This window comes from Vibrio sp. McD22-P3 (assembly GCF_021568915.1).
In the GTDB taxonomy this organism is placed as follows: Bacteria; Pseudomonadota; Gammaproteobacteria; order Enterobacterales; family Vibrionaceae; genus Vibrio; species Vibrio mediterranei.
Genome location: NZ_JAKGTN010000022.1, coordinates 36412 through 52149 on the forward strand (window position 1 = coordinate 36412; position 15738 = coordinate 52149).

Annotated in this window: 6 protein-coding genes; all 6 read right to left on the bottom strand. The window is 43.6% G+C overall.

Going from position 1 to position 15738, the window contains the following annotated elements:
* Positions 1-28 precede the first annotated feature (28 nt).
* From L2W36_RS21820 to L2W36_RS21845, 6 genes are read right to left on the bottom strand one after another with little or no spacing between them, the layout of a single operon-like run.
* Positions 29-943 carry a PstS family phosphate ABC transporter substrate-binding protein gene (locus L2W36_RS21820; protein ID WP_236111619.1) on the bottom strand — a complete coding sequence of 305 codons (915 nt, stop codon included), beginning with the start codon at positions 941-943 and terminating at the stop codon, positions 29-31.
* Positions 936-1553, bottom strand: a complete 618-nt coding sequence (locus L2W36_RS21825) for an OmpA family protein (protein ID WP_236111620.1) — start codon at positions 1551-1553, stop codon at positions 936-938. Before L2W36_RS21825 ends, L2W36_RS21820 begins: the two co-directional genes overlap by 8 nt.
* Positions 1550-2869 carry a TolC family outer membrane protein gene (locus L2W36_RS21830; protein WP_006073589.1) on the bottom strand — a complete coding sequence of 440 codons (1320 nt, stop codon included), beginning with the start codon at positions 2867-2869 and terminating at the stop codon, positions 1550-1552. The genes L2W36_RS21825 and L2W36_RS21830 overlap by 4 nt, the downstream gene beginning before the upstream one ends.
* An 18-nt stretch (positions 2870-2887) precedes the next feature.
* Positions 2888-4216: an HlyD family type I secretion periplasmic adaptor subunit gene (locus L2W36_RS21835; RefSeq protein ID WP_124942130.1), complete on the bottom strand. Its 1329-nt coding sequence runs from the start codon at positions 4214-4216 to the stop codon at positions 2888-2890.
* A complete protein-coding gene (locus tag L2W36_RS21840; RefSeq protein ID WP_236111621.1) occupies positions 4206-6350 on the bottom strand; it encodes a type I secretion system permease/ATPase in 2145 nt (714 codons plus the stop codon). The genes L2W36_RS21835 and L2W36_RS21840 overlap by 11 nt, the downstream gene beginning before the upstream one ends.
* 26 nt (positions 6351-6376) lie before the next feature.
* On the bottom strand, positions 6377-15652 hold the full coding sequence (locus L2W36_RS21845; protein WP_236111622.1) for a T1SS-143 repeat domain-containing protein: 9276 nt from the start codon (positions 15650-15652) through the stop codon (positions 6377-6379).
* Between the last annotated feature and the right edge of the window lie 86 nt (positions 15653-15738).

Below are 15738 nucleotides of genomic sequence, written 5' to 3' on the forward strand. Positions count from 1 at the left end.
GAGTTCTTAGGCTAGAATGCTTAAGAACTCATTTATATCCCCCTTCTATCATGGGTTCATCTAGCCTTAGTCTAATTCGATTACGTTGAATAGCCTCTGGCGGCAAACTGATGAATCCATATCGATTGAGCACTGGTTTCTGCTCTTCTGACAACGTTAAGCCAATAAAGAACTCTTCTTGCTCATTAAAATACTCTCGATTCGGAGGTAGATTTAGATACATGTAATAAACGCTAGCCAGAGGATAACGTCCAGACAATATCGTTTCTTTATTCACATCATAAGACTCACCAAAACGGTTGGTGACTTTTAAAATATTGGTATCTTTCAGCTCATCACTATACACGGTATAACCGAGCGCCCCTTCCTCACCGGAAATTTCATTTAAAAATGTTGGTTTGTCAGACACAAAGTGCGTCGCAGCGTATTCGTCATCTTTACATGTAACCCAACTTGAAAACTCCTTGTGCATTACTAATTGATTGTCGATAGCAAAAGGAACCATAGGAATAGTGCTCTGTCCATTACCGTCCGCCCACCTCACCACATCTGGTTGTGAATGGCAGCCAAAGACTCGTTTTAGCTCCGCCACAGAAATAGATTGGGTTTGATTGCTTTTATTGGCGACAATTGCTATCACATCAGCCGTAAAGAACAACTCCGTTGGCTTATAACCATGTACTTGAACAAATTTTGCCACTTCCCTGTCTTTCCATTTACGAGAGCTAATTCCCATGGCAAGTTTGTTGTTAGTGATGCTATAAGGAACATCAGTACTGCCTTTAACAGTGATATCTAATTGCTTTGCATCAACCAATGCCTGCATTAACGGGACTAAGTTGTGCTCAACCGCAACAATAGAAGGCGGTGTCATTTGCTGGTCTGCTAGGGCGAGCGGAGAAACTGCCATGCTACCGATAATTACCGTACTCAGTTTATTCACTGGGAGCCTCCACCTTAGTCGCACTGCTTAAGTTTTTTTCCGAAGTAAAGATATCCCACTCCTCGGTTACTTTCATTTCAGGCCGATAAAAAACCGCTATCGTTCGACGCTTACGTTTATGAAGCTGTTCTGTGTAATACGTTGTTTGCGTGAACTCCTGCTCCGAAATGCGTTCTGATTCAATACCCATTCGCTCAAGCTCATTACGGATCGCACCAGTACGGCGCTTAGCCAGCGCTTTGTTGTAAGTGTCGGTTCCTTCTGAGCTAGTATCCCCTATTAGAACCACATTTGAGTTGGGGTATTGCTCCAACATATCGACAAGTCGCTTTACTTTAGACGTTTGGTCGGAACGTAATTTTGATTTATCGAAATCAAAATCAATACTTACAACCACTGGTTTGTCAGAAATTTGCCAATCTGCGCAGCCAGTATTGTCGACCGCAACCTGCTTGGGGGTATCAAGGCATCGATCTCTTTGATTAATAACACCATCTTGGTCTTGATCACGTAAATCATCAATTTGATGTCTATTGGTTTTAACGTTAGGAGATTCAGCGCAGCCAAGAAGTACAAAAGGAAGGAGCCCCATGATAAATAATCGCTTCATGACGACTCTCCTTCTTTTTGCCACTCGTCTGGATGTTCAACGCGTAATGCATACGTCAGCACGCCCATCGCGTTTAGCAGTCGATATGCAGCGAAGGTACGGTCGTATTTACTTCGGATATAGTTTTGTCTAGCAAGAAAGACCTCAACTTTGGCATCCAAGACATCAAGCAGACTGCGTCGTCCTACATTGAATTGCTGGATGTAACCAAGTTCAGCGATTTTTGCCGCATCGACATTTTGTTGAAGCAAGCGAATTTGTTGTTCCAACATTGAGTACGCATTCCACGCAAGTTCAGTACCCTCCCTTACTTCACGTTCAGTTCGTACTCTTATGGCACGTGCCTCCTCCAAACGCCACGCCGAAGACTCCACTCGTGCATTGGTTGAAAAGCCACTGAAAATATCGTAATCCAGCGTCACCATGGCGCGCATATCTTCGTCTGGGCCCACTACGTTACCTACGTTACGATTTTTGTTTGCATGCAACTCCAATTTAACTTCCGGATAATAATCGCCTTTTTCACGTCTAATCTCTTGCCTTGCGGCGTCCATATCAATCATTGCAGCTTGAATCTCAGGATGGTTATCAACCGCTTGTTGAACTGCCGTATCAAGGGTACTCGGGAGCAATCCGCTGTCGAATTTTGGAAAGACCAATTCGCTGCCAGGCTTGCCCACTAAGCGCAAAAACTGTGTTTTCAAATCATAGAGGTTGTTTTGGGCCGATATTTGAGATGACTGAGCGGTCGCAACACGTGCTGAGATCTGTGCTAGATCTGAGTTACTTGCCAACCCTTTCTGTTTTTTGTCTAAAACGTCTTGATAGATTTCTTGGTGCTCGAGCACATTCCTATTGGCCAATTGCAGTAACGTTTCTGCTTCTAATAGCTCTAAATATATTCTGACAACATCAAGCGATACATTTTCTGCCCTTGAAATCAGGGTTAGACGCTCAGCTTCTGCTTCATAGCCTAGGCGTTTTACATTCGCACTAGTACCGAATCCATCAAATAAGAGCTGTGATACCCGAACGCCTAATTCGGTTCGATTTAGTCGTCTATCATCAGGGTCAATATAATTGCCGTTGTTATAGCGAGTTTCTTCTACGCCTGCCGCAGCATACAAATTTACTTGCGGTAAGCGATAACCACCTGCGGCATCACCATCTCTAACTACCGATTGATATCTAGAATACTGCGCAAGTACTTCTGGACTATAATCGATTGCAAATGCTACTGACTCTTCTAGTGAGATCGCGTGAGCTTGAGATGCAAACGCCACACACATAGACAGCATGAGCTTTGAACAACGCATACTTTTTCCTTGTCGTTATTATCGTTCTCGTAAAGAGTTCTGTTTCGCTCTCAGTATTGGTTTTAACCAATAACTCAAAACTGTTTTTTCCCCAGTTAAGATGTCCACTGCTGCCTGCATTCCAGGAATGACTGTAAAGGATTTTTCTTCGAGTGCTTGCTGATCCAGTTCAATGTGAGCTCGATAGTAAGCCGCACCATCCTCAGTTTGCAACGCATCGGCACTGACATACGTCACCTTGCCTTTTTGTCCACCATATATAACAAAATCATAGGCCGAAAATTTGACTGTTGCCTCCAAACCTACTGAAATAAAAGCAATATCTTTGGGAGCAATCTTGGCTTCTACGATCAAACCCGAATTTTTGGGTACCAACTCCATAATCGGTTCACCAGGTCGAACGACACCGCCAATGGTTCGAACGAACACTTCTTTAACGGTGGCGTCTACTGGTGACTCAATCTGAGTTCGGCGTAGTTGGTCGGCAATGGCTTGTCGGCTCTCTTTCAATTGCGCTATCGTCGCGGAGATTTCATTGAGTTGACCTTGAGCCTTAGTTCGATAATTGAGCGCAATACCTCTGTGATCAGCTATTGCTTCAGCGTAAGCGGCTCGCTGTTTTTGAGCAGAAACCTTTGCACTCGATAAATCGCCTTCCAGTCTGATGACATCGCGATTCAGTTTAAGTAACTCCACTTCAGCCACCGCACCACTTTCAACGACAGATTTGAGTAAATCACGTTCTTTCTTAACTATCGCTAAACTACTTTGCAGAGTACGAATGCTAGATTGAGTATCACTAACCGCTTGTGCTTGTTGCTCGATTCTAAGTTTTGATTCTTCTAGCTCTGAGATGACTTGCTCTAGCCGTTCATAATAGTTAGCCTTTGCATTAAATAGCGCCGCACTAGAGGTATCGTTGGTAACAATATCGAAAGGCGTCACTGTTACCTGTTTTTGCCAATCACTTTGTTGGTTGTCGACTTTAACTGATGCCAGCTCCGCCTCTAAGCGGATTCTTTGTGCGGCAAGGCTATCAAACTGCTTACCCGACTCTTGGAATGACGCTCTAAATCGTGTGTCATCCAAAATCGCTAATGGCTGCCCTTTTATGACCGAGTCACCTTGTCTCACTAGTATGTTCTCTATCAACCCGCCCTCTAGAGACTGAATGGTTTGCACAGACTGACTTGGAACGACTGACCCCTCTCCGACGACAACTTCATCAAGCGTTGCCCATGATGCCCAACCAATAATAACCGTGACTAAAGCTGCAATAATCCAAATTAGCTTTCTGGAGCGATAAGCCAATTGACGATTGTTCCATTCGATGTGACTAGTGCTCATGGCTACCTCCTTTTATGACGGAGATATTTTTGACTTTGTGTTTACTAGATCGACGTTCGAAAATATCCTTGGGCGATCCTTCTAGCGCAATTTTCCCCCGTTCAAGGACTATTACACGGTCGCATAAAGCTAGGAATGACTGCCTATGAGAACTAATGACCATGGTGATATTTTTAGGCATTCTTAATAGAGCCTGATAGAAACGCTGTTCAGCTTGACTATCTAAAGCACTGGTTGGCTCATCTAATGCAAGTAGCTTTGGTTGACGATACAACGCTCGCGCTAACGCCACAGCTTGTCGTTGCCCTCCAGATAAATTTCGCCCACCTTCTCCAACTTGAGTTTCTAATCCATTGACTAGCCGAGGCATATAATCGTTCAACCCAGAGTATTGAATTGCGTACCCCAATCTTTGCTCATCAAACTGGGTATCACCAAAGGTAATATTTTCGAAAACAGAACCGAAAAACAGCACACTATGCTGAGCAACCCAACCCGTGTTTTCACGCAACACGCTATGAGGCCATAATTTTGAGTCCAAGCCTTCAAAGTAGACTTGACCACTGCTTGGCTCATATTGCTTCAACAGCAAAGACATTAACGTAGACTTACCGGCTCCAGCGGCCCCTACAATGCCAATCCTTTCGCCTGCTTTAATCTCGATATCGATTCCTGATAACACTTCAGCGTGCATCTCGGGATAGACAAAACCTACATTATCGAGTTTGATATGACCATTAAAGCTACCTCGTTCCAACACCTGATGGCTGGTATCTTCTTGAGGCAAGCTCATGATTTGATTTAGCCCTTCCATTGCTGTTTTTGATTGTTGGTATCTCAGCATTAGCATCGACAGCTGATTAATCGAGCTTCCAGCACGTCCACTTAGCATCACTATCGCTATTAAGCCTCCCATAGTGAGCAGACCTTCTGAGATCTGATAAACGCCGAAGACAATGAGTGACACCGTCACTATCTGTTGGCTAGATTGAATGCAATGCGAAACAATATTTGTGTAGGTTCGTGAACGGCTTTGCCACGTAGAAAGAGATGAGACGACCTGTTCCCAACGTTTTTGTAGTAAACCTTGAGCATTGTTCTGTTTGATTTCAGACAGTGCGTTGAGGCTTTCAATGAGCTGCGCCTGGCGTTGAGTAGAAAGACGGGAGGTTTCCTCTAACGTCCCTTCTACTTTCCTTTTCATAGCAACACTGATGACTACTAGAAGTAGCATGACGCCCATAGGAATTAGCATCATCGCCCCACCTAACCAGCCTATTAACACCAAAAATAGAAACGTAAAAGGCAGATCCACAAGTGTGACTAACGTTACAGAGGTCAAAAACTCTTTGACCGAATCGAAGTCTTGCAGCTGTCTTGAAAATGCACCAACAGATTGAGGTCGGTTTTCTAACCTCATCCCCATTGTTTTACTAAACAGCTGTGATGAGAGTTTGTTGTCAACGTAGCGGCTGGCCATATCCGTAACCGAACTTCGTGACTCTTTGAGTATCCAGTCAAATACAATCACTATAGCCACACCAATCGACAGAACCCACAGTGTGTTAAAGGCTTGATTGGGCACCACTCGGTCATAAACATTCATAGTAAATAAAGGGACAACGAGTGCGAGCACGTTTATTACAAACGAGGCCACCAGCAAGTCACGGTACCAAGGGCGTACTTCCTTGATTGCCATTAATAGCCAATGCGCTGGAGTATGCTGTTTTAGGTCATCGACTCTCTCATCTATTATGCTGTTGGCATTGATTTGCCATAACGCGGTGTCTATTTGTGCTCTAAATTCAGAAATATCGACCGTACTTTGTTTAAACTCTTGTTCAACATTAAGGTATGTAATCTGTTGTCCATCCACACCTATCACAATCAATGGATTACGTGTCACCGACTCAACAACGACCAATGGTAATGCTGCTTTCGTGATATCTGCAATCGACAACTCCATAATATCGATACCAAGCCGTTCCAAAGCTCTAGAAAATATCCCCTCGGACAGTTTTCCTTCATCTAAAGGAAGTCCAGATTTTATTTTGACTGGATGACAACGCACTTCAAAGTGCCTACATAACCACTGTATAGCCTGTAACCAATAATCCTTGTCTGTTTTATCCACTGCGTTTCCCTACTACTTAGATTGGTTTAAGACAAAATTAGGTTTTGGTCGTCGATCATTTTTTGAATAATGTCAACTTCAGCCACTCCACTGGTGCTGTTCCCTCCGTATAACTGTTCCAGTGTTGTGTTTTCTAAAACTATGTGATGCTTAACCGTTGTTCCATCAGGTTTAAGGTCAATCCTGACGTTCGATCCTTCTTGGACCAGATCCATTTGTTGATCTGCCTCAGCAGCCGTCGACACGCCCGCTAGGATATCACTCAAATCAATAGAGTCAGTGTTAGCACCCGTATCGTAATCACTGATGGTGTCGGTATGAGTGATAAGCCCTAGCTCATCAGCACCAAAATAAAACGTGTCAGCCCCAGCCCCTCCAGTTAAAGTGTCACTGCCGTTACCACCATCGATAAAATCATCACCACCTCTACCGTCAAATGTATCGGATTTACTGGTACCCAAAAAGCGGTCGTCTTCGAATGCCGAAGTTGCACTGTCATCAATCGCGGCATTCGTATCGTAGAGCGTTATTTGAAGCTCAGTGCTGAGCCCATCGGCGCTATTGCCATTGAGTTCAGCACTTGGTTCTAAGGTTAAAGTAAATTCCAGTGGACTATCACTAGGGATGACTGGATATCCTGTTATAGCCAGATCGGCAACATCAGCTAAGTCCACAACCCAATCGCTCCCACTTGCTTGTCCTTTGGATAACGTGATATCTGATGGCAATCCAATAATGGTCAGCTTTCCCGTCTCGCTATCCGCAGGATTCACTAATGACAGTTCGAGCCCTAACGGTATATTTCCTTCTGCAATCGAGTAGATAGCATCATATTCAAGAGTAAGAATTGGCTCGTCTGGCTCCGGCGTTATAGAAAGGTGAACCGTACCTTGTTTGAATGGACCTGCATCATAAACTCGATTGCCAAGCACTGTATTCTGATCCAGAGTATCGGCAGTGATAGTCATATCTATTTCACCAAAAGCGTTACCGGCAAACAGTTCAATATTATTAATGGAACTAGCGCTTACAATAACAATAGCGGTTGCAACATTACCTTCATGAACAAATTTCGCTGTTTTTCCATCTATCCTTATACTTTCTATACCATCAATAGCATTGGGGTCGTCAGTCCCTTTAACCGTGACGACTATCGTTAGAGACTCATCGCTATTCGTTTCTAAACTGGTAATCTCAACGGGGATATCAATCACTGCATCTTCATCCCCCGATACCGAATCTGGCAATCCAAAAAACTCGATGTCATCACCGATAGGTTTTACCCCAAGAGTAAAGTTGGATTCAGTAATTCGAGTATCACCTGTGGCAAGTTCTTGGGTAATGGCTCTTAACTCAAGTGGAATATCACCACTGAAGTCCAGGGGTGGCAGAATAAAGGTGTCATTCAGCGTGGCGACATCCAACTGCCATTCATAGGTAGGTGAACCATTAAACGTCCCGCCATCTGGGCCATTATTAGGTACTAATTGATAACTAGACCCCGACTTAATCACAACGACCGCACCTTCGGGAACCCCTGACAGACTGAGAGACATATTTTCAGAGCCATCTTTATCGATCAGGTCCGCACTTAGCGTCGCAAGTGAAATGTAGCTATCCTCATCGCCCAAAATATCAGTTGTTACTAGATCTGCAGGGTCAACGATAGGATTAATAGTGACGATTTTGGTGACGGTTTTAATTTGAGTATCTGTCTCAGCAAGACAATCTGTCTTATCGGTAATTGAAACGGTTGCTGTTAACGATAAATCACCACTGAAATTCTCTGGAGGGACGAGTTTTACTTCCGGTAGTTTAGTCACATCAGTTAATGTCCAAGAACCGTCACCATTATCAACCAACCAGCTAGGATCCCCATCTGCAGAGAGCTGAGCACCACCAGAAACTGCGATAGTGAAGGAATTGACCGTTTCCTTTCCGGTTGCAGAGTCACCTTCGCCGATGACGGTTTGTCCTAATTCAATTGAATCACCCAACACTAACGTTAGGTCTAGATCAGTAGTGACGTCTTCATCGATATCGGTAAACGCTGTCGATAAAATGATCTCATCCACCACGGGTTTAATGTCAATGTTAATGGTTTGGGTTGTCGTCAGTGAAGAGCCATCACAGCTTGAAGTTTCCGTCGTTTCTATTGAAAAAGATAAGCAGCCAGCGAAGTCTTCATCTAACCCTGTAATCTGCAAATTACTCAGTCCTGTTTGACTGATCGAATACCCAATGAGTTCGCCATCATTATCGTAAACAGGAATCACGCCATTCCCTTGAAGCTCTACACCGTCCGGTAGAGACGAGGTAGGAACATAAAACGAAATCTCATTGTCTGGATCACTGGCAATATCAGGATCAAGCAACCCTGATAAGTCTAGGACCTCTGTCCCTTCATCGAATTCTATATCATCGCCAGTTTCGATAGGCTCTGGCGGTCCGATCGGATCACAGGGTTGACCTCCACCACTGTGTCCCGTTACTTGAATTTGAAAGACACCATCAATATAACGAGCGTCATCTCCGTCAACGACTCGCGCTTTTACAACAATATCTAGAATAGGCGTGTCTGTTTTACTCTCAATTGAAATGCCATCGAGAATCAATTTACCCAACTCTTGGATCGAGTCACTCGTTAATCCTTGCGCTGATATCAACCAATTACCATCTGGTGTTTGCTGAGGCTCATTGCCTGAGCTAGTCACAAAAAGTTCATAACCAGTGGGAATCTCTAAAATGATATAATCAAGATACTCTGAGCCATCTATGTCCTCATCGATAAACTTAACCGCTGAAGAGACATCAACAGGCGAGCCGTCATCGCTAACAAACAAATCAATGGATGTTTCTAAACGAGTATCTATTTCAACTTTAGCAGCGACAGCAATAGTCAGTTCACCAATTATCGTTTTTTCACTCGTATCTCCTAATCCAGACGTATCAGTTACTTCATAACGGATTGGTATGCTAAACGTATCACTGAGATCTTCCTTAGGTACGACGCTAAGACGCCCACTATTTAGCAAGCTATCTAATGTCGGTGTTGTAGCGTCGAGTAGTGTTTCCAAATCCAAACCTGAAGACGGAACGCTGATAACTGTACCATCAAAGTAGAGCGTAAGATCCGAAGGCACTGAATCGATAATATAACCTGTCAAAGTTTCACTTTTATCGTTGTCACCACTAATTCTTGGCTCTAGGTTCAATGATATCTGTGCATCTTCTACACCTGTGGTCACTACAGATAACCCATCGCTCTGGTCAACGACCGGTAACAAATCGATCTGTACTGTATAGTCAAAGGAACCTGAATCGCCGTCTTGCTCTGTCGACACGACCGTTGCATCAAAGGTCATTCGTCCACTGAAATCTTCGAGCGGTTTTATATAAAGAGCAGCAAGTTCACTATTACTGACCTGGTAGATATTACCTGTAATAGGGTCAATTTCTGCGATGGTAAGTGCTACTGGATTACCAGCGCTATCTACCAAAGAAATATCATCCGGTATATTAGTGATCAAAATATTCAGCGTTTCAGACACATCATCATCACTTGTGATGAACTCGAAGTCTAATGGCACGAGGCCATCTTCAAGAAAGCTCCCTATCGATTGAATTGTATTGGTATTGCTATCGAAGTCCCAATTACCATTACCTCCATCTTGTGCGATGGGCGGATCTACAACACCTTTAAGATGAATATTGATAGTCTTTGAATCACTGTAGGCTTCATCATTCACCGGTGCTAAACCGTCGATGGTTGACTCGATTGCTACCGCAGTCACTTGAATCGATAGGGATTCAGTTACCGAGCTGATATCCTGTTTTGGGACTAGTAACGCTTGTGAGTTCAATATCGCCTCAGAGTCCACACGATACGTATTTGCTGAAATTAATTGATAACCACTACCTGTAAATGACCAACCATCTTGAACTACAATGTCATATTTAAGAGTCTCTGAACCGTCAGTGTCCGTTAAATTACCGAAAATGGCTTCTTTTAGGTCTATCGTTTGATCTTCTAGCCCTCTGATATCTTTAACCGTAAGCTCTGGCTGATCTGCATCGGGAGAGACTTTAATCACCACGACATTGGCTATTTCTTCAGTCTTATCGTCAGGGCTCGAAAAACTGTTGCCTTTTTCTGTCGCGATAGCTTTGATATCGAAACTAAACTCACCTGCTAGATCTTTATGTACCGTGATCGTCATCTGGTCCAACTGACTCTGAGTATAGCTTTTACCTTCGACGATCTTACTGCCATCAAGCTTGATCGTTATACCGTTAGGAATATTAGAGATCTGATAGGAGAGTTTTTCTGAGGTATCAGTGTCGGCTAACTGGGCATCAATATTTAGTGGGAATGTTCTGTCGATATCTTCCGTCAAGGCATATTCAAACTGCGAGCTTGCCCAGTCAGGAGCGTCTGCCACTGGCAACACAGAAATATCTAGATTTTCACTATTAACATCTTCGTCCGCCACACCAGTCCTAGTTATCGTTGCACCAATAACTAAAGCAACGACATTCCCAGTGAGGGTGGTATTCGATTCATTCTGCTTAGGGACATAAGTCAACACACCATCAGGAACAAAATAGTCTCCTGCACCTTTAGAGATCTGTGCATCTGTCAAGGTAACGACACCGCTTCCATCGGGAACTAAAGCCACACTATCAAGATAAAGCGTCCCGCCTTGAAGGTCACTCAACGTTATTGCACTGACATTTTCATTTTGGTCGAAATCACCCACATAGACTTTGATATCTAATGTGGCCGTTTCATCCTCTCGAATCTCAGTGTTGGTAACTCGTATGACTCCTGTTGAGTCATCTAGAATCAATGAAGCGGTACTCGTCACCGTATCGCCATCAAAGTCAGTGACGGTGAATTCGATATCGTCAACCAACGCTGGGCTTGCATCTACATTTGTATCAGTTGCAATGGTATATCTACCATCAGAATGCAATGTAAGTGTGCCATAACTCGAGTTAGCATTATTTTGGTTAGTAAGCGTAATGACTTCAGGGTCATTCGTTAAGAAATCATATTCTGTTGACTCGTATTTAAACGATGTAATCGTGGCGCCATCTACGCCCATAGCAGATGTACTGAGTAAGTTGCCTGAAAAGGTTTCACCTTCTGTCAATTCTAGAGTTTCACTAGTCACTGAGGGCACATCGTCTGTTACGACTACCGTCAGGTTTGTTACTACCGATATGTCCCCATCTGCATCCGTCGCATAAACAGGGAAATCGATATCCAATGTATTGGTTCCATTACCTAGAGGGTGATCGAGCGGCTTTGTAAGAACAAACTCTGCAGATCCATCAAGGTTCAATCGAATTCGAAAAACCTCTTCACCAGATATCGCCTGACTAGCAATATACCAATCATCAATGTTACTCGCTGTGAGCATGATATTGTCGCCGCCACTGGAATAACCAGCAGCGTTAAAGGTCGATAGGTCGATATCTATTGCCACTATCGCATCGGACCCTCGCACAAATTCAAGCGCATTTGATAGAACAATATCCACTTCAGGAGAATCAGCGAGAAGCGCTTCATAAATCGCAAGGTCATGAGTAACTAAAGAGGGGTCACCACCATCATAGATTTTTACTGTCGATACTGCCGTTGTTTCAGTCCCGTCAACATCTCTTGCCACTACGGGTAAGTTAATAGATAACTCATTTAAACTACCATCATTGCCATGGTCTACCTCTTTAAATACTCGAAACGACAATTGGAAACTCGATGTGAGTCCAGATTCGACCTCGTAATCATTTGGCAAGCCCACTCGAAACACAACTACGCCGTTTTCATCAACACCATCAAACGTTTTGTCACCGTTGTCGCGCCAAACAATGTTTAGCCCATTAGTGGTAATTGGGTTTCCTAACGAATCAACAACCGCATTACCGCTTGTAATACCCAGATCCACTTCGACGATATTGTCTTCCGACGCGGTAATAAATATTGCGCTGCTATCGCTCGTTGTTATTTCATCAGGCGCTGTGCCTTTTGGTAATTCAGTGACGTCAAGCGCAGTTGTACCTAAAGATGCTTCGCCTGAATCATTAACGGTAACATTCAACGTTAATTTGGTGACATCTTTGTCAGAATCTCTTGCGGTAACAATAAAGGGAAGCTGCATCGGATCAGAGGTATTATCTATTTGCTGTTTTAGCTCGAACGTGTAGTCAACCAAACCTCCTGTACTTGCATCCGGTGAAGTAAAGGAAATAATAAAAACCACATTCGAAATATCACCAATGTACCCTGTCAAAATTGAACCTGTGGGGCTTAAGGTGTAAAGCACTTCTTCTCCATTGCTATACACTAAGGGCTGTTCGCCAATCTCAAAGTATACTGAGGCATTATTGGAGATGTTTGTGTCTAGATCATCGGCACCGAGTGCAACATCAAATTGACCAGCGCCCGAAGCAGAATCAGTACTGACATCGCTTTCTGATACGGAAGCATCACTAATTGACGTTAATACGGGATCCGAACCATCCTCAATTAACAAAGTAAACTCACCAGATTCTAAATCGGTACCATCTGTGTCTTTTCCTCCTATAAGCAAAGGTAGTTTCAGCAGATCGTTTTTATTCGGATGGTTTAAAGGGCGCTCAAGGATTATCTTCACATTACCCGTTACATACGTAGAGTCACCGGAAGATACTGCGCCTGATAAGGTAATGGTAAAGACTGTTTGACTGCCCGACGTGGCAGTAATGACCGTCGAATCGTTATTTAGGCTATAACTCAGGGCCAGTAGATTGGCACCACTGGTCAGGGCAAGGTTATCTAGCAAGTTGATAGTCGAAGCTTCAAAAAAGAGACTATTCGGATCTGGATTATCTGATCCTGGAGCAACTGAGAACTGGGCATTGATGGTCTGGGGACGCAAATCGGCGTCAGCTTCAATAAAAGACGTAGAACCTTCTAACACCTCACCGGCATCACCGTCACGAATAAAGATGGTCGCAGTAGCCTGACCAAAATCATTTTCTTGGTCACTAGCAAAATAATCGAATTGAATTTTAGGATTAGTCGAAGCGTCTTGATTTCGGTTCGCAGCGAAGTTGTAGTGTCCGTTGGCAAACACACTGAGCTGCCCTTCAGATAAAGTTACCACCGTTGGAGTACTGCCGCTGATCGCGTACTCCACATTATCAACGATTATTTTGTATATGGTTAATGCGCCATCGAGATCGATATCATTATTCAGAACGTTACCTGATCGAACCTCTCCCTCGGTAACAAAATAGAAATCATTAAACAATACCGGAGCGATATCAACGATGTTTATTGGTAAATGCCCAATAACCACTTCCGTGGTGCCGTCTGCGTCAGTTTGAGTTCCTTGTACTAAAAGAGCCGTTTGAATGGAGTTTAATGGCGCATCTTGATCGATCACTTCTTTAAAAGCGATGTTCACCGAATCACCGGCTAATGTAGCAATAAATACCGTTTCACCGTCACTACGAACGCCAGTTATGACTCGGTTTGTCACCGTTACCGTTATGCTCAAACCATTGGACGTGAGCTGATCAATTAAGTCTTGTTCTTCATAAAATTTAAAGTCTGCATTTTGAATGCGTATATCCGATTCTTTATCTTGGGAACCAAAGATCCCCACTACGGTGTCAGAAAATGCCAGCGATTCCGGTAATATAATGGTCGGCATGTCGTCGATAGCAGTGTTCCCGACCGCGTTTGAAACTTTTGCGTCTAGTGTCCACTCAACACCCTTATCGAGTAAACCAATGTCTATACCATTGACCATCCAGTTGCCAGAGTTATCTACATTACCCTGAAACTCCAATGTCGTTACGCCATCACTCACAATGACTGTAACAGGTAACCCTTCTTCTACGAGTCCTGTCGTTCCTTGCAGAGTAGTCAGGTTGCCAGCACGAAACGAAAGGATATTGAACCCTTGCAGAGTATCAATATCAATAGTTGGCTTTACGACATCAATCGTAGACGTATCAGCCGCTGACGCTGGGTTTCCGGCTACGTCAACGGTGGAAGCAACCACATTTAGTGGTCCATTATTAAACGAAGATAGATCAACACCAGATACGCTCCAAGCACTATTCGTTACCGTCGCACTTAGATTAAGCGGCGATCCGTTTTGGCCTGTAATAACAATCTCAACGATCTGACCGTCTTCAACATCAGTCACCGTTCCTGAGATGGTTGAGTTAGTTATCTCGTTTTCATTGATGACCCCATCCATGTCATCGATCGATACCGTAATAAAGGCTTGAGTATCTTTAATAATGGTATCGGTGGAGTTTGCAGGATTACCTGCAATATCGATGGTGGAAGCTTCAATGATCAAGACTCCATCTTCTAGAGTCGTTACATCCAGAGTGTTGACATTCCACACTCCGACTTCATCAACCGTAGATGAACCTGTAATCGAGTTACCTTGTTCATCGGTAATTACCCAATTGATAGGCTGTCCAGATTCAACATTTGCGACGCTACCCAAATAAGCACTTGTACTAACCTCTATGGCATTAAGGTAGTCGTCACCAAAACCATCTGCTTCAACGGTAATGTTCGCCAGTGTATCTTTTATCGTTTCGTCATTAGCAGAAATGCTATTACCAAAGTCGTCAGAAACAGCGGCATTAACACTCAACGGTCCTTCCATTAGTTCTGTTAGAACAACTCCAGTGGCAGAGTATGCATTGTCCTGAGTGATTGCTTGAGCTTCTACAATATTACCTTGTTGATCGGAAATCGTTATCTGAACTATTCGGCCGTCACGAACGTCGGTTGTTGTTCCGACAATTGTGACATTTGGTACCTCGAACTGGTTCTCGTAACCATCCCCACCATCTAAAATATCTACCGTGATTTGAGCTTGCTCTGAGAGGATATCGAGTGCTAGTAACTCTGGTCGAGTTTCTTGAGAGTCAAATATTCCTGGCCTGGTATCAAATCCTGCTTCAGCGATCGTTTCATCCAAAGTTGCTTTTAAGGCAATGACAAACCCTGCACTGTCGCTAGAGCCTGAATTGGTCTCATCAACAGTCCCATTTGCATTTGTAATGTTATTAGATAGGTTATTTATCGTCTGAGATAACACGCGCTCCGTATCAGCAATTTGTGTCTCAGACAATTGAACATCTTCGCCGAGTTCTTGAACTTCTTGCTTTACAAACTGGACCCCTTTTAACAATACTTCGTCATTCGATACGCGTTCCCACGATCCATCGGCAAATACTTTCCACACAACATCGCCTAGCTGCATGTAAAGAACTGGTACCATACTCAAACCCCAAACCACACTAACTTATTCATTAAGAATAGTATTTCTTGAGACCGCTGCTTGAAATGTTGCTAAAAATGCATTCA